Genomic DNA, 17,946 nt, shown 5'->3' with positions numbered 1-17,946 from the left:
CCTCATTTGTATTGTAGCACATAGGAAAAAGCCCGCCGTAGCGAGCAGACATTCAATGATTTATATCATTCTGAAAAAAATGAGTCAATTCTCGCATCATGACTGAGATGACGATGACGAAAGCCAAGGTGAAAAAGCTTTCTTGTTTCGGTAAATCAAATATATACATCGCGACGATAAACAGAAGGATTACAATCAATCCCTCCGAATAATCTCGTCTTCGGCTTGGTAATGTCTTTCGCACACGTCCCCCACCTCTCTGAAAAAGACTACAAACGATTCAGCCGTCTGCAGTCTCTCCATGTTATAACGTTCGGAACTCTAACTCAGGAAGTGTCTCGATCAACTCGGCAATCTCGTCCGTATGCGCCTCCGCACCTGGGACGGCCTCTGTCGGTTCGACCCAGAAGAACGTCTTGTCGTTCGTCCCGAGGTAGTTGCCGTAGCCAATTTCTGTCGCGAACGCCTCTTGAGTCAATTCGCGGTCGATCAAGTCTAGGTGGAACAAGAGTTGGTCGTCCCCGTGCTCAACGTTATAGTATAAATCGAACGTACCGTAGCTCTTCGTGTCCCCGATGTCGACGACGTCCTGCGCCTTTTCGATATAGACATCACCTCGCTCGATCGCCTCGACAATCTTCGACGGCAAGATGATCTCATAGCCGAGCTCACGGTCACGAATCGTCTGCGTCGTATCCTCTGTCCGTCCCCGGGACGAGACGACACCGACTGTCGCCACCAATGCACCTGTCACACCGAGCGCGAGCGCCCATTTCATCGATTTGTTCACAAGAACCACTCCTCACTTGTTAATGTCTTCACTTGATTATCCCACAAGTTAACGACTTTTCATTAAATATTCTGAAAAAATGTTTCCCCTTACATTGACGAGTGTCCGTCAATCCCATACGATGGTAGTAACGTACTATAGAAAAGAGGAACTGACATGTCTAACGAAACTACTTTGACGCGCGCTCAGCTGGACGCGCTCTTGAAAAACGTCTTCGCCCTTCAAATCCCGGTCATCGAGAAATTCATGACGGATTTGTTTAAACAATATGTCTCGACGGCATCTACGTTCAAACAGGACATGGACACGATGAAAGCGACGGACTGGCATAAGCAAATCTTCGGTCAAAAAGTGATGCCTCACCTCTTCATCGAGAACCTCGGTTTCGGCGCATCGTTCCGTCACCAAGGTCAAGAGAAGGTCGTCAGCATCCCCGAGAACATGACGGTCGTCAAGCCGGACTCGGACGCGCAAATCAAAGAAATCTTAGAGAATCTCGACCAGACGCTCGCATCGATGGACGGCGTCAAAAACAAAGGACTCGTCAAGAAGTTCTATAAAGAGACGCTCGAACTCATCTGCCAACTCGGTAGCCGTACCGGTATGATGGATGATTTCTATGACAAAGTCAAAGGCAGTTTGACAACAAGTTGATGACAATCCCCTCGTCCATAAGAGCGAGGGGATTTTTTATGCCTCTTGTCGCACGACGGTCGGGAGCTCCATAAACTGACTCCGACTGTGGAAGACGACTCCAATCATGACGAGCGCGATTCCGGACAAGGCGATCGGCGAGGGCATGACGGCATGCAGGAAGACGAGTTCCCCGATGAGCGCGAACAGGACTTCGAGCGCTTGCGTCGCTTCGACGGATGCCAGTCTTCCCATGTCCTGTTTGACGAGATCGGTCGCCATGAAGAAGAGCACGGTCGCGACAACCCCGGACAACAGGGCGACGAGGAACGTCTGCCCGAGCTGACTTGATGAGGGGCGTCCCGTCGTCAACCCGTACCCGAATAACAATAGCCAGACCGGGAGTGACCCGAGACACATCCCGAGGATTCGCTCGAACACGTCGAGGTCCGTATGTTGCATCATCTTCCGGTTCCCGAGCGGGTAGGCGAACGCGGCGATGATGACCGGCACGACCCCGAGCCAAAGGAAGCGTGGTTCGAACGACTCGAAAAACTCCACTTGCATCATTACGACCCCAATGAGAATCAAGACCGAGAAGCGAAGTCCGCGCCATGGGATTCGCTCCCGTGTTCCGTCTGCCTTCTTGAAGAGCGGGGACAACAGTGCCCCGGCGACAATCGTCACTTGCCACGTGCCCGCAATCAGCCACGGGGGTGCGACCTCGGCTGCGAGACAAATCGGGACGTAAAATAGTCCGAACCCGACCGTCCCCCAAAGAATCCATGGACGAGGATTCGCTTTCAATGCTGAGAGGACTCGCTTGAGTCCACCACGAAACGCGACCACAACTAGCAGTAACGGAATCATCCACAAAAAGCGGAGCGAGGCACTATAGGCAAAGCTGCCACCTCCGACTTGCATCACTTCGTTCAACACGAACGTGCTCGCAAAAAACAAGGCGGCGAAGACACCGAGTATGAGTGGACGCATACGTTCCCTCCTTTCCGAATCCTGTCATGTTCTCGACATCTCGCCAAATCTCCTGCAAAAAACGGACGACCCTTGGCCATCCGTCTCTTTATTCCTTCTTGGTCATGTCCGGAGTTCGAGTGCGGCAATCCGCTCCATCCGCTCGAGGATTGGTTTCGCCTGATCGATATACGCCCTCACTTCAACAAGCGACAACGACGCCGCATGCGCCTCCTCATTTCGCCATACTTCATAGACGAATACGGTATCCGCCTCATCGAGCGACACGTGGACCCGATACGATTCACAATCCGATGTCGCCTCCATCTCCCGCGCCGCTTCCGACAAAATTGCTACGAGTCTATCGCGTTGCCCCGCTTTCGTGACAAGCTTTCCAATCAGTGCGTACATTTCCAATCCTCCCCTTTCTCTTGCATCGACTTCTTCCACTTACCATATGCGATTTCCTGCTTGGTCGGTTCACACGTGTAGAGGTTAAAAAAACGGACGACCCTTGGCCATCCGTTAATGAATATCGCGTTTTTGGAAGTTCCCGCCTTTGACCTCTGTCACCTCATACACGACGACGAACGCTTTCGAGTCGACATCATCGATGATGTCTTTGATTTTTCGTTCTTCGAGCCGGTTGATGACACACGTGATTTCGTAATAACTTTCTTTGGAATATGCTCCTTGGATTTGATTCAACGTGGCGCTCCGTCCGAGACGGTCCCGAATCGTCTCGACCATCTCCTGCGGTTCACTCGTGATGATTTTGAACGTCTTCGCCCCGCTCAGTCCCTCTTCGACGATATGAATCACTTTCGAGGCGATGAAGTAGGCGATGGCGGACAAGACCGCTCCTTGAAGACCAAACACCGTCGAGACGACGATAAAGACGAACGTATTTAAAAATAAAATCAAATCACTCGTACCGAACGGCAATTTACGTGATAACAGGACCGCCAACATGTCGATGCCGTCAAGCGCTCCCCCGTTGCGAAGCGAAATCCCCATCCCGAACCCGAGGATGATCCCACCGACCACCGTAATGAGGAGCGCGTCCCCTTCGATGATAGTCGGAACATGGTGCATAATGATCGTACCGACAGACAAAGACGCAATCCCGGTGACTGAAAGGATGGCGAAGCTCTTCCCGATTTGTTTATAACCCAGATAGACAAACGGAATATTTAACACACCGATGAAAATACCGAGCGGCAGTCCCGTCAGTTGTGACCCGACAATACTGATCCCAGTGACGCCCCCGTCCGAAACGTTATTCGGAATGAGGACCGATTCCAATCCATACGCCGCGATGAGTCCCCCGATGATGTTCATCATCATTTGAAATGCCATCAACCACGTTTTGTTTTCTCGTTTCATCCTATAGACCTCCATCCATTGTTCAACAACCTTTTTAGCCTAACATAAAACAATACCAAAATAATTTATCAAGAATCCTCCATCAATTCTGAATATTCATGTCAGATTCTCTGTCGTAAATGATTGTCGGTTCGTATCATTTGTTATACTTAAGAAAATGGAAAGGGGGCACCATGTATGCAGCGTACACCCATGCCTTCCCCGACACCGGAGGAAGTGCAGCGCTTAAGGCGCGAACATAATCCGATCAAGGCGTCCGAACTGTTTGTAAAAGTCGTCCTTTTGCTGCTCGGCTCCCTCGTCTTTGCCGTCGGCTTGGAGGCGTTCCTCGTACCGAATCAAATCATCGACGGTGGTATCGTCGGCGTCTCGATTATCGTGTCGTACTTGACGGAAACGAAGCTCGCGATTTGGCTCGTCCTCTTCAACTTACCGTTCATCTACTTCGGGTATCGGCAAATCGGAAAGACGTTCGCCGTCGTCACGTTGACAGCCATCCTGCTCATGTCAGCCTTCACCATCGTCCTTCACGACATCAAGCCGTTCACAGACGACCTCCTCTTGTCGACCGTCTTCGGCGGTTTCTTACTCGGTGCCGGAATCGGGCTCGTCATCCGGGCGGGAGGATCACTCGATGGAACAGAAATTCTTGCCGTTTCCTTCACGAACCGATTACCATTCTCCGTCGGAGAGATTGTCATGTTTTTCAATATCTTTATCCTCGGGACGGCCGGATTCGTCTTCAGTTGGGACCGGGCCATGTATTCGCTCCTCACCTATTTCATCGCATTCAAGACGATCGATGTTGTCCTAGAAGGAATTGACCAGTCGAAAGCGGCCTGGATCATCACGTCCGCACCAGACGATATCGGGCAAGCCATCATGGACCGGCTCGGTCGAGGTGTGACGTATCTTCATGGAGAAGGCGCCTACACAGGTGACGGGAAGAAAGTCGTCTTCACAGTCATCAGTCGATTAGAAGAAACGAAATTAAAAGATATTCTCGATGACTATGATGAAAAAGCGTTCCTCGCCATTGGCAACATTCACGACGTCCGCGGCGGACAATTAAAGAAGAAAAACATTCACTAAACGTGAAATCCCCTATAACCGCTGGACCATCATCGCCAACGGTTATAGGGGATTTTTACGCAAATTTGACCTGATTCCGACCATTTCGCTTTGCTTCATATAATGCTTCATCTGCTCTTTCGAACACGACCATGCTCGGTTCATGCCCTGCAATCGCTGCACCGATTGAAATAGTCATCGGAATAGTTTCACCCTGAAATTCGAATGGTGTTCGCTGTACCATTTGCACGATGTTTTCTGCCACCTTCACCATACCTTCACTACCTTCAATGACGAGCAAAAATTCTTCGCCACCGTATCGTCCGACAAATCCAGACGGCGGACAGCTCCGCTCCAACGTTTGTCCGATATGACGAAGTGCTGCGTCTCCTGCTAAGTGCCCATATGTATCGTTCAACTGTTTAAAATGATCGACGTCGATAACGAGTAACGTCCACGGTTTCCCGGACATTTCCAAATCGTTCATCTGTTCGAGCGTCCGATAACGGTTTGGAAGTCCCGTCAACTCATCAATGGTCGCCCGGTGCGTATGTAGGAGAAACATCCATAGATGCGTCTCGAGCTTCTTTGCGGCCCAATAACAGAGCCAGGCCCCAAAAGATAACATGAGAAAATAAGGAACAAATACATTTATAAAGACCGTCTCATTCACACTGCCGCTCACTTGAATCAAGACGAGGAGCGCACCTAACCCGATGTAGATGGCATACCCTCTCCCTCGACGAATCGGTAAGCGTGTCATGACAAAAAAAAATAAAAAGAAGACAAATAACAGTAGTAACGAGTCTACGAACGGAGCACTCATTCCGTGCAGCGTCGTGCGTCCGATGAAGATCAGACCGAGCGTGACGATAGCTCCGAACGGTCCAGCGAACGTTGCGGATAAGGCAATCGGGATGAGACGAAGGTCGATTCGTGCATCCCCTAATTCGATGGAGTTGATGGTTAAGAGAATTGCCGTCAATCCGTTAGAGACTCCAAACCAAAAGCGTACGAACAACGGGGAAGTCGGCTGAATCGGTAAAACTGTCCGCATCACATAGAGTGTGAGCGACATGAATAAAAAGATCAGACTGATGTTGATAAAAAAACTATTAATACCTGTTTCCACCGATTCCCCTCCTTCCTTTCACGTTTCCATCCTATTCCAACCCATCGAGCGCTGTCATCCATCAATTACCGGATTCATGAAAAAAGTCGAAAGCTCACGCTTCCGACTGCTTTTGAATCATCTGCTTCATCAAGTTAGCACTGTTTCGTGCCGACTCGTTCTCTTCCTGCATCTGAATGTACACCTCATGACGATGAATATCGATATGACGCGGGGCATCAATCCCGAGCTTCACTTGGTCGCCTTCGATGGCGAGTACCGTGAGCGTCACATCGTCGCCGATATGGATGGCCTCACCTTGTTTTCGTTTCAATACGAGCATCAGCGCACCTCCGCTTTCGTGCCACCGAGTGGATAACGAGCTGGATACGCATCGTCTAGGATGACTTGTTTCCCGCGACGTTCCTTCGTCTCGATGACGATCGGTGCTTTCAAGTTGAGCGTCGATGAATCAAAAGGTTCACGAAGCGTCACAATAGAATAGACCGATACGTGTTCCGCCTCCTCGATTCCAAGTTGGTCTTTCGCGCCATCCGACAATTCAAACGCATAGTCCGACTTATGCCAAAACGGATTCGTCACGACGAACGCGCATGCCTGTTCCTCAATCGACTGAAGCGACCAGAACGGCAAATCTTCCCCATACGGAATCAACACGAACGTCTTTGATTCCGGGAATCCCGGAATCTCACTGACGAAGGTGATCGTCTCCGCTTCGTTTATTTCAATCTTGCCAAAGTAGTCTGTTTCAATGAACATGGATTGTCCTCACTTTCAACGCGTTTCATCATACATCCCACCGACCGGCCACATCTCGAGTGAAGCCTGTTGACGGAGCGAAATGTCCGTCGTCCACGGCGTGAACGAGATGTCGGTCGGAGTGAGCGATACATCAATTTGGGGTGGTGTGATATTCCACTCGATTTTCACATCCGCCGGCGTATACGTCAACTTGACACGATCGATTGATTTTGGCATGTAGCCCATGTCAACAATCGGATATGGGTCATTCACTTTCTCAGCCGCTATCGAAGGGATTGGATTCCCGTTCTCGATTCGCATCATGCGGTCGCCGTCTCGAGCGATATTCGCCATCGCTTCTCGGGCACCTTGTTCCCCAATCCGCCCGAAATGTTTACCGAGTTCGAGCACACCCTTCAGATTGCTCTCACTTCTCGCTACTGATGAATCAACCTCAAGCTTCCCTTGTGTCGTCTGTTGCGTCATCTCGGCTCTCCCTTGTTGGATGGACAGGTCGGCCCGTCCCTGACGCATCTCGAGTACCGGTCGATTGGATGTCATCTGGATTGCGGCCTGTGTCTGCCGCATCTCAAGTCTCGCGAGATTCATCATCAATTACCGTAAGAAGTCGAGGAGCGTCGGCTGAATGATGCGGGCACCTGCAGATAACGCTGCACGGTGTACAGTTTCATGTGACTTCAGCTCCATAATGACTTTTTCTACATCGATGTCTTCATTATCAGACATGATGGTCTTGGCGATAATCTCATGATCTTGAAGACGATTGTCGACGAGCTCCAAACGGTTTGCTCGGGCACCGAGCTCCGCCCGTTCCGTGATCAAGTTTTGACCGAGTGTGTCGAGCGTATCAAGTTCTGCAGACAAATCTGCCCCGGCAGTCGTTGGATCATTAAGAAGTGTAGTTAATTTATGAAGCCCTTCAAATAACTCCTTACCAAAAACCGTTTCCGGTTGCATGTTCACTTGTACAGTAATTCCTTTTGACACTTCAAATTTGATCTCCCCACTTGTTGCAGGTGCCGTTCCACTCTCATAAATTGAATCGACAGAACCAGCCGGATTCGCTAAATACGCTTTTAACTGGTCGACATTGATGAGAGGTTGATCTGTCTTCGTACCGTTATAAATATACTTTTCACCTGCTTTTGAGTTCGCAAGTGAACCGATGTGTTCGATCAATTGATCGACCTCGCTCTTGATGATGGCACGTTGCGACGATTCATACGTATCGTTCGCCGCTTGTGTCGTCAACTCACGAATCCGCTTGACAGCTTCCGTGACTTCGTTCAATGTCGAGTCCGTCAAATCCATCCAACTTGTCGCTTCGCTGACGTTCCGTCGGAATTGGTCGACTTCACGCACCTCGGTCCGGTAACGGATTCCCTGCATCGCAACGACTGGATCCTCCGATGCTTTTTGAATCCGTTTCCCGCTGATGAGTTGTTCCTGGACACGAGCGAGTGTGTTGTAACTACTTGATAAATGCTTCAAGTTCGTCTGTGTGAGCATTGTCTGTGTGACACGCATCAGTCATTACCTCCCTACGACACCCATGCCGTTAATGATTTTGTCTAACATTTCATCGACAGCTGTGATATTTCGAGCCGCCGCATTATAAGCGTGTTGATATTGAATCATCATCGTCATTTCTTCATCGAGCGAGACTGCGCTGACCGATAACCGACGTTGGTCCGAACTACTTAAGAGAGCAAATGTACTCTTTGCCAAGTTCGCGTTTTGGCTAGCCTCGACTGCCATGTTTCCGATAACATTTTGATAGTACTTGCCGATCGAGGTTGAGGTCGTAACCGAACCCGCAAAGTTAAGCGCACTTTCTTTCAATTGCGCAAGTTCGAGAGCACCACTTCCATCCCCGATGTTCCCGTCCTTAGATGCTGCAATTAAATCTAAGTTCTTCATGAAATCAGGGTTCACAGTAATGGTAGCGGCGCTAGAAATACCAACGAAAAAGTCAGTTCGACCGGCATTCCCGTCCGCGTCCATGTTTGTTCCATGCGCAGTATTAAATGCTGATGCGAAGACGTTCGCCATCTCATCTAAGTCCTTGAGCATGTTGGTGAATGCCCCGTCAATCGCCTCTGGACCAGTTGCACTTCCGTACATTTCAACAAGAGCCTTCCATTTTCCGTTAGGCATGTCGGCATGCGTCATCGATGTATTCGTACCTGCAGCATCGGTCATAGTCATCCCATCAAATTTCCCGACTCCGCCCGTAAGACCGTCTACGAGTTTTACTTCTGTACCACCGACGACTACACGAATATCGATTCGTCCTTCTGCGACACGTTGCGAGTTCCCACGTGTTTCGCCGTTCGTGTAATCCACCGGCACACGTTCGAACTCAATGTATTGCGACAACTCATCCATGTAGCGATCGCGCTCATCATACAATTCATTTGGCAGAACACCAAGAGGCTCTGCATCACCGATTTGACGGTTGACGTCACTGATTTTCGTCAACAAATCATTGATTTTTTTCGTGACGACCCCTGCTTCGGTCTTTAAGTCATCCTGTACTTTAGTCAATGATGAAGACATATAGTTAAATGTCTGTGCCAACGTCAATGCTCGTTGCCGAACTACGCTTCGCGCACCCGTATCGTCCGGGTTGACCGACAAGTCTTGAAGTGATGCCCAGAACAAGTCGAGCGATTTAGCGAGTCCGTTTTCAGACGGTTCATTGATGATGTCTTCCATCCGACCGAACGCGGCTTCTTTCGTCGCATAGAAGGCGTTCTTCACCGACTCGTCACGATACTGTTGATCGATCATAAGATCGCGAATTCGGGCGAGCGTCTCCCCGCGTACACCTGTCCCGAATTGTCCGGCTTTCGTCCCGCCAAAATTGACCGAGAGCTGTTCGGTCATCCCGAGTGTGAGTCGTTGGCGCGAATAGCCAGGGTTTGAGGCGTTCGCCACGTTATTCCCGGTCGCTTGAAGCGCCCATTGGTGTGTCGAGAGACTGCGGCGTGCCGTCTCTAATCCCATAAATGTTGAACCCATTCCACTTCCTCCTTAAACGTCACGGCTGAACGAGCGTGTTTCGAACGCTTGTTGTCCGTATGTAAAATCATCTGCTTCCGGCATGAGCATATCCAGATGCCAAGTAATATAACGAAGGGATTGTTCGAGCAACGTCGCGTTCAATTCGTTCTGTCGCTTTAACTCGAACAAGACCGGTCTCAATTCCTCTATCTCTTCATCGTCCAATTCATACGTCCCTTGAAGTCGTTCCGCTTCTTTTTGTGAAATTTGTCGGACGAGTTTCGCTTCTTCTTTGACGAGCGTGCTAAATGCCACCATGTCATTTTGAATGAGTTGCTGTTCTTTTGCGTAAGCCAATTCGAGTAACCGTTTATGTAATGTGAGCATGAGTCTATCCTTTTTCAAAAAAAGAGCCGACTAAAGAAAGGGGTACCCCTTATTTAGTCAGCTTCCGTGCCGTGTTATTCAGTGCGAAGGCCTCAAACGGACCTCGCTTCCATTCATCCTTGTAGAAAGCGTTTAGCGATTTCGCGCGCGTCCCGTGAATATGTGCCTGCATCAATCTCCGCTTTTAAAGCGTCGATTTTAGCGAGACGGTCCGGATGTTTCACCGGTTCTTCAAACCGGGCGCGAGCTTCCGCCGAAATTGACAATTGGTCCGTTTGGCTTGATTGCGCGGGCTTCGGCTCGACTTGCGTTTTCTTTTCATAAGTGTTTGGTAAGTGTACCCACTTGGCTGAATCGATGCGCATGCGTCTTCCCCCTCTTCATGATGTTAATCCAAACGATAAGCGCGGATACTCGACTTTTTCGCCAAGCCCTCCTGCATCTCCTGTAGACTGGACAGTTCCTTCTGCATTTCTCTCTGGCAGTTCGAACAGATTTTTCCTTCATTCGTAGGCCGACCACAACGGACGCAGCTGATGGCAAGCGCCGGATTGTCTTTGATGATCAAGCGTCCTTCGTGGATATATCGCGTGATATCAAGTTCAGAGACACCTGTCGCTTCGACGAGGGCTCCGATGGTCGTCTGTTTGTTGGCTGGTTCACGAATGAAATCGCGGACTTTCAAGAAGTTTTTATAATCGACTTCATTACATGATGGACAGTACGGTGAACGTCCCTGTTTCATAAACAAGCGCCCACACATTTGGCAAGTTGCTGCATCCATTGGTTTCACCTCTGCCCTTTATATCGGACGCGATTTTGATTTGTTTAGCGCCCGAAACAAGCAAATCGCAGAAACTTCTGATGCACCTGCCTGTCGCAACGAAAATGCCGCCTGATGAAGGGTCGTTCCTGTCGTATAGACGTCGTCTACAAGAATGATTTTCCCATATTTCACTGAAGTTGGTACAGTGAAAGGGTTCGTTCGGTGTCGTCTTCCTTCTTTCCCGAGTTCACGTTGACTTGAAACCTCCGTTTTTTCGAGAATTTGCCGCGTCGGACCGATGTATCGCGCGAGCTCCTCGGCCTGATTGAAACGACGTGTCTGAAGTCGCTCCTTACTCAACGGAATCGGAACATAGGTCACGCCAGATGAACGCAATGCCCGAAGCGCTGGGGCAACCGATGAGGCAATGACGACATCCCCGCTGAATTTATATCGATGTAGCCAGTCAATTCCTGCATCATCGTACGCGTACAGGCAGCGGACGGTCAAGTCGAGACCGAGTGCGAGCCAGCGGATGCAGTCCGGACACGTCTTACCGGTCTCATTTGGTTGACCGCAGCGTGGGCAACCTGTCCCGAGCGGCGTCAGTTTCGACTCGCAAGAGGGACACACCCAGTCCCGTCGCCATAACGTGTCAGGTGTCCACGGGACGGTCATCGACTCATGACAAAGAAGACATTTCATCGCCGATTCGCCTCCCTGATCTTCTGGATGGCAACATCTTGTCGGAATGTCCGCTCCTTGTAAAAGAAACAGACCTCTCCTGTCGGTGTGTCCGGTTTTCGCCCCGCCCGACCCGCCATCTGAATGAGACCCCGCGTCGAGAAGAGACGATGTTCACTTTCAACCACGGCGACCTGCACGTCGCGAACCGTCATCCCTCGCTCCCAGATTGAGGTCGCAAAGACGATCCCTTTCGTTTCTTGAAGCCAATGGAGTGTATCCAACCGTTCTTCCGTGTCAGCAGAAACGGTTTGACACGTGATACCTGCCTCTTGTAACCGACTTTCATATCGCTCCAAATCAGGCTTCGTCGGCACAAACAAGAGACGGGGTTTCAAGGCGTGACGTCGACAGAAGTCTAGGAGTCGTTCATCGGACTGTTTGACAAGTGTCGGGACCGGCAAATCGAATCCGTGATAGCGCCGCGACAGATGAACCTTCGGAAGCAATTGTTGCCAAACGGTCGGGGTCGCCGTGATAAATAAGAAGACATTTCTCCCGGCCCGACGGATTGTATTCCAAAGTGCCACATCAAAGGCAAACGGGAAGGCATCGGACTCATCGACGAGCACATAATCGAACACGTCACGTAAATTCATGAGTAACGGTGCGGTCGCCACCGTGATCATCCCAATGGAGTCTTTTTCTCCCCCTCCATATCGTTTAGTGACAGGGACTGTGAACGCCTGTTCTAATCGTTCGACCCATTCGATGGCGACATCTTTCCTCGGAGAGACAACCAACACTCGCTTCCCTTCATTGACAACACGCTCAATCACGGGAAACGTCATCTCGGTCTTCCCAGCGCCACACACCGCATGCACAAGTCCCGTCCTCCGTTCGTCCCACCACGTGAGCAGTTGGTTCGCGACCCGCTTTTGGTCTGGGACGAGCTCGAATGGCATCGTCAATTCGGTCGTCTCGGTTGGAGTTGTGATGTCCCGTTCCTGTAGAAAATCACATCGGCAGACACGCCCGAGGTACAAACAATTTCGGCAATAGGCACAGCGTCCATGATGACAAGTGAACGTCCGGACGTGCGTGCTGAGACAGCGTTGGCAGATGCCGAAGCGGATGGCTCGTTTTCCTTTCGGTGCGACAATAAGTTCTCCCATAACCTGACTCCTTTTTGTCATCACGCTACCAAAATACCTATGTAAATACGATTCAACTTATCAAAAACAACATAGGTCTACTACACAAATAGGACCCGACGAAAAAGTCGGGTCCCATCTGTTAAATCTGTTTATAGAACATGATCGCCTCATATGGACGAAGAGACAACGACATTCCGTCGAGCTCAGGCACGTCGTAGTTGTGACTGACGACGTTCACCCGCTCGAATCCTTCTGGAATCGTGTACGTCGTTTCAATTCCATAGAAGTTGGCGACGACGAGTAGCTCCTCTCGGTCCGTCTTCCGTGTATATGCCCAAACGTCTAGCGAATCAGGAGTAAGAAGCGTGTAGTCTCCGTCCGTCAAAACGTCAAGTTCTTTTCGTAATGCAATCAAGTGTTTGTAGTGGTAGAACACTGAGTTCGGATCACGAAGCGCCGTTTCAACGTTCACGTCCTCATAGTTCGGCGCCACGTTGATCCACGGTGTGCCGCTCGTGAAGCCGGCATGTGTCGTTGCATCCCACTGCATCGGCGTTCGCGAGTTGTCGCGTGACTTCTGTTTGATGGCGGCCATCATGTCATCATGCGACACACCCTCTTCCCGCTTCAACTTGTAGATGTTGAGCGTTTCGATATCCCGATATTCATCGAGCGAGTCGAAGCCGGGGTTCGTCATCCCGATTTCTTCCCCTTGATAGATGTACGGCGTCCCTTGAAGGCCGTGGAGCACTGTCGCAAGCATCTTCGCGCTCTCTACGCGGTGGTTCGTGTCGTTCCCAAAACGGCTGACGACACGTGGTTGGTCATGGTTGCACCAGAAGATGGCGTTCCATCCTTTTCCGTGCATCCCACGTTGCCACGTCGACATAATGTCTTTTAATTGAATGAAATCGAACGGCGCCGCGACGAATTTCTCGCCGTTCGGATAGTCGACTTTCAAGTGGTGGAAGCTGAACGTCATGCTGAGCTCGTTCTCGTCCGGGTTTGAATAGCGTACGCAGTGATCGAGCGTCGTCGAAGACATCTCCCCGACCGTGATGACGTCATGCCCATCAAATACTTCTCGGTTCATTTCTTTTAAATATTCGTGGATGCGTGGACCGTCCGTATAGAACTTGCGACCGTCCGATGCGTCTTCTGGGAAGTTCTGTTCTTTTGAAATGAGGTTGATGACGTCGAGACGGAATCCTTTGATTCCTTTTTTACGCCAGAACCGCATCATCTCGTAGACGTCCTCGCGCATCTGTTCATTCTCCCAGTTCAGGTCAGCTTGTGTCACGTCGAACAAGTGGAGATAATATTGTCCGCTCTTCTCATCATATTCCCACGCATTCCCACCGAACTTCGATTCCCAGTTCGTCGGTTCGTCGCGCCAGATGTAGTAGTCACGGTACCGCTCGTCTCCCGCCAATGATTTTTGGAACCATTCGTGCTCGGTCGAAGAGTGGTTGACGACGATGTCCATCATGAGGCCGATGCCCCGCGCCTCTGCTTCACGAATCAATTCGTCGAGGTCCTCCATCGTTCCGTAAGACGGGTCGATGGCATAATAATCACTCACGTCATAGCCATTATCGTGTTGAGGTGACTGATAGACAGGCGTCATCCAAATGTATTCGATGCCGAGTTCTGCCAAGTAATCCAGCTTCGCCGTCACCCCTTTAATCGATCCGGTCGCGTTCCCTTCCGGACTGTAAAAACTTTTCGGGTAAATTTGATAGACGACTGATTTGCGCCAATTTTTCTGTGTCATCAACGACATCTCCTTTTTTTAAGAGTTTTCATTTCAATAGGAAAGAGGGAAGAACTGCCGTCCCTCCCTCCCGAGTCATTACTTATGCGACTTTGTTTTCTTCAAGTTCACCTTTCTTCATGTAACGCTTCGACAAGATGAAAGTGAGCGCGAACGGAACGATGATCGCGATGACCATGCCCACGATGAAGAGAAGGATCTTATCTGTGAAGATTGAGAGGAATCCAGGGAGTCCTCCGACACCGATGGCGATTGCTTGCACATCGTTCAATGTGATAAAGATAGCAGCGATTGCCGACCCGATCATAGCTGAGTAGAACGGGAATTTATTTGGTAAGTTGACCCCGAACATGGCCGGCTCTGTGATTCCGAAATAAGCCGAGATGGCTGAAGTCGATGCCATGCTCTTTTGTTTCGCGTTGTGCTTGTAGACGAAGAACATCGCGAGTGCGGCCGAACCTTGAGCAATGTTTGAGAGTGCGATCATCGGCCAGATGAACGTACCGCCTGTATCTGCGATCAACTGAAGGTCGATGGCGATGAACAAGTGGTGCATCCCGGTGACGACGAGCGGTGCGTAGAACAATCCGAAGAGGAGTGCCCCGACGACCGGTACGGCTTCGAACGTGTTGACGAGTCCTGTCGCGATCACGTTCCCGATTCCACGAGTGACCGGTCCAACGATTGCGAGTGCGAGGAATCCTGTGACAACGATTGTTGTGATTGGAACGACCAAGAGTTGGATGGCGTTCGGTACACGTTTTTTCAAGAACATCTCGATTTGGCTCAAGATATAGGCAGCGGCGAGTACCGGCAAGATTTGACCTTGGTAGCCGACTTTCTCGATTTCGAAGAGTCCGAGGATATCAAACGTCGGGACATCTCCTTCAAGTGCTGCCGTTCCGTAGCCCCATGCATTCAAGAGGTCCGGGTGAACGAGCAAGAGACCCATGACGATCCCGAGTACTTCGCTCCCACCGAATCGTTTCGTCGCCGACCAACCGACGAGTGCAGGTAAGAACACGAATGACGTATTCGCCATCATGTTGATGAGATCCCAAAGTCCTTGTAGGTTCGGATACGCCTCGATGAGCGTTTGTCCTTCGATGAAGAGACCTTCCGATGCAAGTAAGTTGTTGATCCCCATAAGGAGACCGGCTACGATGATGGCTGGAATGATTGGCATAAAGACGTCAGAGAAGACTTTGACGAGTTTTTGAAGCGGATTCATTTTTTTGCCGCCCGCGGATTTGACCTCGGCGACCGTCGCCGCCTCAAGTCCAGCGAGCTTGATGAACTCGGCATAGACGCGATCGACATCGCCGGCTCCGATGACGATTTGATACACGCCGGAGTTCTCGAACGCCCCTTTGACGAGGTCGATTTCTTTCACGCGTGCCTCATCGACTTTTGATTGATCCTTGAGGGAGAGACGTAGACGCGTCACACAGTGCGCGGCCTTGTCCACGTTGTCTTTGCCCCCAATCGCTTCTAAGATCTCAGCGGCAATTTGACGATAATCTGCCTTCATGTTGAATGTCCTCCTTTGTTTGAAAATTGTAAATGAAAACGGTTACTTATGAGTACAAACAAAGTATAACTTATCTATATAAGTTAAGTCAACAACTTATATATACAAGTTAAACATGAAAGTTTTGCGTCGTGATTTACTGTTAAAATTCCCCTATTTTGACTTAGAACAAACAAAAAACCCCTTCCTGTACGAAAGAGGCTTACCTACGGGCGACGTCGCTAAACTGGAACTTGTCCAATCGGTGACGCGACTCCGTATATTCAAATTGTTGTCCTTCATATAAGAACGTATCGTTCGTGATGACGATGACGTATTCATAGTCATGCAAGTCGAGCCGTTTCCGGTCAAGTTCCGTCACGTCTTCAGCTGCAATCTTCCGTTTCGCATAGCTGATTTGTAGCCCAAGCTCATCTTCGATATATCCATAAATCGATCGAGCCGCAATCTCTTCTGTCAGACCGGGGACGAGATCTTTGACGAAATAGTTGATATCTAAGATAACGTTCTCCCCGTCAAAGTTTCGAACCCGTTCGATGCGAAACACATGCGTCCCTGGCGTTAAGTTCATCCGTTCGGCGAGCCATGTCGGGGCTTCTATCTCTTCGAACGAAGCGACGTGGGTCTGAATGGAACGACCGAGCATGCTCGCGTAGACCTCTGAAAAACTGACGATGCCATTGAATTGAAACTCGATCTGGTCACGTTTCAACACGAACACGCCTTTTCCATGATGCTTCCGGACATACCCGTTCTCCTGTAAAAGATCGAGCGCTTTCCGGACCGTCCCCCGGCTGGCCTCGAACTGATGCATCAACTCGGTTTCAGACGGAAGCTTTGAGTCAGCGGGTCTCGTGCCATTTCGCATCTCTTCTGCCAGACGCTCAAAGATTTGGCGATATTTCGCCATTTCATTCCCTCCTCCATTGAAAAAGACGACCTTAGACGGTCGTCTCTCTTACCATTCGCGACGATACCATGTGATGCCGATTGCACCAGGTCCGAGATGCGTTCCGATGACGGGACCGAAATGGCTTCCCGAGATATGTGCTTTCGGGAACTTCTGCTTCATCGAAGCGATCTCTTCCGCCTGACGCTCCGGGCAGTTGGCGTGAATGATACCAATGCAGTACCCTTCCCCATCTCCGACAATCGATTCGTCCATCATCTCTTCGATTCGGCGTACGGCCTTCTTGTATGTCCGAATCTTCTCGAACGGGACAATCAATTTATCTTGGAAATGAAGGACCGGTTTGATTTGCAAGAACGATCCGACGAGCGCTTGCGCCGCGCTCAACCGTCCACCGCGTTGTAAGTGGTCGAGGTCATCGACGACGAAGTACGCGCGAATCGAATCACGGACCGTTTCAAGTCGGGCGATGATTTCTTCTGGTGTCGCCCCGTTGTCACGGAGGTGAAGGGCCTCTTCGACCATGAACGCTTGCGGCATACACGAAATCTCTGAGTCAAACGCATGAACCGTCACATCGACCATGTCATTTAGCGCGACCATCGATTGGTACGTTCCGCTGATTCCACTGGAGAGCGTGATCGCAATCACGTCCGTCACATCGTCCGGCAAGCTCTCAATCAATTCCACCGTCTCACCGATGACCGGTTGCGACGTCGTCGGCAGGTTACCCGCCTCGATACGCTCATAAAACGCCTCGGTCGACATATCAATCGACTCGCGGTACGACGCGCCATCGAAGATGACACTGAGTGGTGCGACATGGACGTCATGTCGCGCCAAAAAATCATCCGACAGATAGGCGGTACTGTCGGTTAAAATCGCAATGTTTCCCATACTATATCCTCACTTTACGTCGTTTCATTTTTTCAATTATGTTAGGATTCCATTCCATATTGTAACACAAAAACGAGGTAAAGCATCG

Annotated in this window: 22 protein-coding genes; 2 read left to right on the top strand and 20 right to left on the bottom strand. The window is 50.2% G+C overall.

Features of this window, described 5'->3' with window-relative positions:
- Nucleotides 1-52: 52 nt before the first annotated feature.
- Complete coding sequence (locus tag BBB58_RS06260) at nt 53-244, bottom strand: hypothetical protein (protein WP_074036216.1); 192 nt, start codon at nt 242-244, stop codon at nt 53-55.
- Nucleotides 245-304: 60 nt separating this feature from the next.
- Nucleotides 305-790, bottom strand: coding sequence for a hypothetical protein (locus tag BBB58_RS06255; RefSeq protein WP_074036214.1), 486 nt, complete (start codon nt 788-790; stop codon nt 305-307).
- 156 nt (nt 791-946) lie between these two features.
- Between BBB58_RS06255 and BBB58_RS06250 the strand changes: the two genes are divergently transcribed.
- The gene (locus BBB58_RS06250; RefSeq protein WP_074036213.1) at nt 947-1,444 is read left to right on the top strand and encodes a hypothetical protein; all 498 of its coding nucleotides are present in this window, start codon (nt 947-949) and stop codon (nt 1,442-1,444) included.
- A 36-nt stretch (nt 1,445-1,480) separates the two neighbouring features.
- Here the strand turns inward: BBB58_RS06250 and BBB58_RS06245 are convergent, their stop codons facing one another.
- From BBB58_RS06245 to BBB58_RS06235, 3 genes are all read right to left on the bottom strand, one after another.
- Complete coding sequence (locus BBB58_RS06245) at nt 1,481-2,416, bottom strand: DMT family transporter (protein WP_074036211.1); 936 nt, start codon at nt 2,414-2,416, stop codon at nt 1,481-1,483.
- A gap of 102 nt (nt 2,417-2,518) precedes the next feature.
- Nucleotides 2,519-2,806: a putative quinol monooxygenase gene (locus BBB58_RS06240; RefSeq protein WP_074036210.1), complete on the bottom strand. Its 288-nt coding sequence runs from the start codon at nt 2,804-2,806 to the stop codon at nt 2,519-2,521.
- Between the two features lie 114 nt (nt 2,807-2,920).
- Entirely contained in the window at nt 2,921-3,781 is an 861-nt protein-coding gene (locus BBB58_RS06235; RefSeq protein ID WP_074036209.1) for a YitT family protein, read from the bottom strand.
- Nucleotides 3,782-3,958: 177 nt separating this feature from the next.
- Between BBB58_RS06235 and BBB58_RS06230 the strand changes: the two genes are divergently transcribed.
- On the top strand, nt 3,959-4,873 hold the full coding sequence (locus BBB58_RS06230) for a YitT family protein (protein WP_084543049.1): 915 nt from the start codon (nt 3,959-3,961) through the stop codon (nt 4,871-4,873).
- 55 nt (nt 4,874-4,928) lie between these two features.
- On the opposite strand, the gene BBB58_RS06225 is transcribed toward BBB58_RS06230, so the two are convergent.
- From BBB58_RS06225 to BBB58_RS06155, 15 genes are all read right to left on the bottom strand, one after another.
- Nucleotides 4,929-5,984, bottom strand: a complete 1,056-nt coding sequence (locus BBB58_RS06225; protein WP_244150690.1) for a GGDEF domain-containing protein — start codon at nt 5,982-5,984, stop codon at nt 4,929-4,931.
- A 94-nt stretch (nt 5,985-6,078) separates the two neighbouring features.
- The gene (gene csrA / locus BBB58_RS06220) at nt 6,079-6,306 is read right to left on the bottom strand and encodes a carbon storage regulator CsrA (RefSeq protein ID WP_012726976.1); all 228 of its coding nucleotides are present in this window, start codon (nt 6,304-6,306) and stop codon (nt 6,079-6,081) included.
- Nucleotides 6,306-6,743, bottom strand: a complete 438-nt coding sequence (gene fliW / locus BBB58_RS06215) for a flagellar assembly protein FliW (protein WP_074036208.1) — start codon at nt 6,741-6,743, stop codon at nt 6,306-6,308. The genes csrA and fliW overlap by 1 nt, the downstream gene beginning before the upstream one ends.
- 15 nt (nt 6,744-6,758) lie before the next feature.
- A complete protein-coding gene (locus tag BBB58_RS06210) occupies nt 6,759-7,334 on the bottom strand; it encodes a DUF6470 family protein (protein WP_074036207.1) in 576 nt (191 codons plus the stop codon).
- Between the two features lie 6 nt (nt 7,335-7,340).
- Nucleotides 7,341-8,273: a flagellar hook-associated protein FlgL gene (gene flgL, locus BBB58_RS06205; protein ID WP_074036205.1), complete on the bottom strand. Its 933-nt coding sequence runs from the start codon at nt 8,271-8,273 to the stop codon at nt 7,341-7,343.
- Between the two features lie 6 nt (nt 8,274-8,279).
- Nucleotides 8,280-9,770, bottom strand: a complete 1,491-nt coding sequence (gene flgK, locus BBB58_RS06200) for a flagellar hook-associated protein FlgK (RefSeq protein WP_074036204.1) — start codon at nt 9,768-9,770, stop codon at nt 8,280-8,282.
- A gap of 12 nt (nt 9,771-9,782) precedes the next feature.
- A complete protein-coding gene (gene flgN / locus BBB58_RS06195; protein WP_074036203.1) occupies nt 9,783-10,139 on the bottom strand; it encodes a flagellar export chaperone FlgN in 357 nt (118 codons plus the stop codon).
- A gap of 113 nt (nt 10,140-10,252) precedes the next feature.
- Nucleotides 10,253-10,504 (bottom strand): flagellar biosynthesis anti-sigma factor FlgM, encoded by a 252-nt coding sequence (locus BBB58_RS06190; RefSeq protein WP_074036202.1) that lies wholly within the window; start codon nt 10,502-10,504, stop codon nt 10,253-10,255.
- Nucleotides 10,505-10,527: 23 nt separating this feature from the next.
- Nucleotides 10,528-10,923: a flagellar protein gene (locus BBB58_RS06185; protein WP_074036201.1), complete on the bottom strand. Its 396-nt coding sequence runs from the start codon at nt 10,921-10,923 to the stop codon at nt 10,528-10,530.
- An 18-nt stretch (nt 10,924-10,941) separates the two neighbouring features.
- The gene (locus tag BBB58_RS06180; protein WP_074036200.1) at nt 10,942-11,610 is read right to left on the bottom strand and encodes a ComFC family protein; all 669 of its coding nucleotides are present in this window, start codon (nt 11,608-11,610) and stop codon (nt 10,942-10,944) included.
- The gene (locus BBB58_RS06175) at nt 11,607-12,764 is read right to left on the bottom strand and encodes a DEAD/DEAH box helicase family protein (RefSeq protein WP_074036198.1); all 1,158 of its coding nucleotides are present in this window, start codon (nt 12,762-12,764) and stop codon (nt 11,607-11,609) included. Before BBB58_RS06175 ends, BBB58_RS06180 begins: the two co-directional genes overlap by 4 nt.
- 121 nt (nt 12,765-12,885) lie before the next feature.
- Nucleotides 12,886-14,520 (bottom strand): alpha,alpha-phosphotrehalase, encoded by a 1,635-nt coding sequence (gene treC / locus BBB58_RS06170; protein ID WP_208606704.1) that lies wholly within the window; start codon nt 14,518-14,520, stop codon nt 12,886-12,888.
- 82 nt (nt 14,521-14,602) lie between these two features.
- A complete protein-coding gene (gene treP, locus BBB58_RS06165; RefSeq protein WP_074036194.1) occupies nt 14,603-16,051 on the bottom strand; it encodes a PTS system trehalose-specific EIIBC component in 1,449 nt (482 codons plus the stop codon).
- A 202-nt stretch (nt 16,052-16,253) separates the two neighbouring features.
- Nucleotides 16,254-16,961, bottom strand: a complete 708-nt coding sequence (gene treR, locus BBB58_RS06160; protein ID WP_074036192.1) for a trehalose operon repressor — start codon at nt 16,959-16,961, stop codon at nt 16,254-16,256.
- A gap of 48 nt (nt 16,962-17,009) precedes the next feature.
- Nucleotides 17,010-17,858 carry a DegV family protein gene (locus tag BBB58_RS06155; protein ID WP_074036190.1) on the bottom strand — a complete coding sequence of 283 codons (849 nt, stop codon included), beginning with the start codon at nt 17,856-17,858 and terminating at the stop codon, nt 17,010-17,012.
- Between the last annotated feature and the right edge of the window lie 88 nt (nt 17,859-17,946).

Origin of the sequence: Exiguobacterium profundum, from assembly GCF_001909285.1 — a bacterium.
Classification (GTDB): Bacteria; Bacillota; Bacilli; order Exiguobacteriales; family Exiguobacteriaceae; genus Exiguobacterium; species Exiguobacterium profundum.
Note: the sequence above shows the minus strand (reverse complement) of the source record. Positions and strands in the feature narration are given on the sequence as shown.

Bases quoted from the DNA above. Each gene is read 5' to 3' on its own strand.
- csrA (WP_012726976.1), bottom strand. From the start codon at position 6,306: ATGCTCGTATTGAAACGAAAACAAGGTGAGGCCATCCATATCGGCGAC.
- treC (WP_208606704.1), bottom strand. From the start codon at position 14,520: ATGACACAGAAAAATTGGCGCAAATCAGTCGTCTATCAAATTTACCCG.
- BBB58_RS06190 (WP_074036202.1), bottom strand. From the start codon at position 10,504: ATGCGCATCGATTCAGCCAAGTGGGTACACTTACCAAACACTTATGAA.
- treR (WP_074036192.1), bottom strand. From the start codon at position 16,961: ATGGCGAAATATCGCCAAATCTTTGAGCGTCTGGCAGAAGAGATGCGA.
- flgL (WP_074036205.1), bottom strand. From the start codon at position 8,273: ATGCGTGTCACACAGACAATGCTCACACAGACGAACTTGAAGCATTTA.
- BBB58_RS06210 (WP_074036207.1), bottom strand. From the start codon at position 7,334: ATGAATCTCGCGAGACTTGAGATGCGGCAGACACAGGCCGCAATCCAG.
- BBB58_RS06230 (WP_084543049.1), top strand. From the start codon at position 3,959: ATGCAGCGTACACCCATGCCTTCCCCGACACCGGAGGAAGTGCAGCGC.
- BBB58_RS06240 (WP_074036210.1), bottom strand. From the start codon at position 2,806: ATGTACGCACTGATTGGAAAGCTTGTCACGAAAGCGGGGCAACGCGAT.
- BBB58_RS06235 (WP_074036209.1), bottom strand. From the start codon at position 3,781: ATGAAACGAGAAAACAAAACGTGGTTGATGGCATTTCAAATGATGATG.
- BBB58_RS06185 (WP_074036201.1), bottom strand. From the start codon at position 10,923: ATGGATGCAGCAACTTGCCAAATGTGTGGGCGCTTGTTTATGAAACAG.
- fliW (WP_074036208.1), bottom strand. From the start codon at position 6,743: ATGTTCATTGAAACAGACTACTTTGGCAAGATTGAAATAAACGAAGCG.
- BBB58_RS06245 (WP_074036211.1), bottom strand. From the start codon at position 2,416: ATGCGTCCACTCATACTCGGTGTCTTCGCCGCCTTGTTTTTTGCGAGC.
- BBB58_RS06250 (WP_074036213.1), top strand. From the start codon at position 947: ATGTCTAACGAAACTACTTTGACGCGCGCTCAGCTGGACGCGCTCTTG.
- BBB58_RS06175 (WP_074036198.1), bottom strand. From the start codon at position 12,764: ATGGGAGAACTTATTGTCGCACCGAAAGGAAAACGAGCCATCCGCTTC.
- treP (WP_074036194.1), bottom strand. From the start codon at position 16,051: ATGAAGGCAGATTATCGTCAAATTGCCGCTGAGATCTTAGAAGCGATT.
- flgN (WP_074036203.1), bottom strand. From the start codon at position 10,139: ATGCTCACATTACATAAACGGTTACTCGAATTGGCTTACGCAAAAGAA.
- BBB58_RS06180 (WP_074036200.1), bottom strand. From the start codon at position 11,610: ATGAAATGTCTTCTTTGTCATGAGTCGATGACCGTCCCGTGGACACCT.
- flgK (WP_074036204.1), bottom strand. From the start codon at position 9,770: ATGGGTTCAACATTTATGGGATTAGAGACGGCACGCCGCAGTCTCTCG.
- BBB58_RS06155 (WP_074036190.1), bottom strand. From the start codon at position 17,858: ATGGGAAACATTGCGATTTTAACCGACAGTACCGCCTATCTGTCGGAT.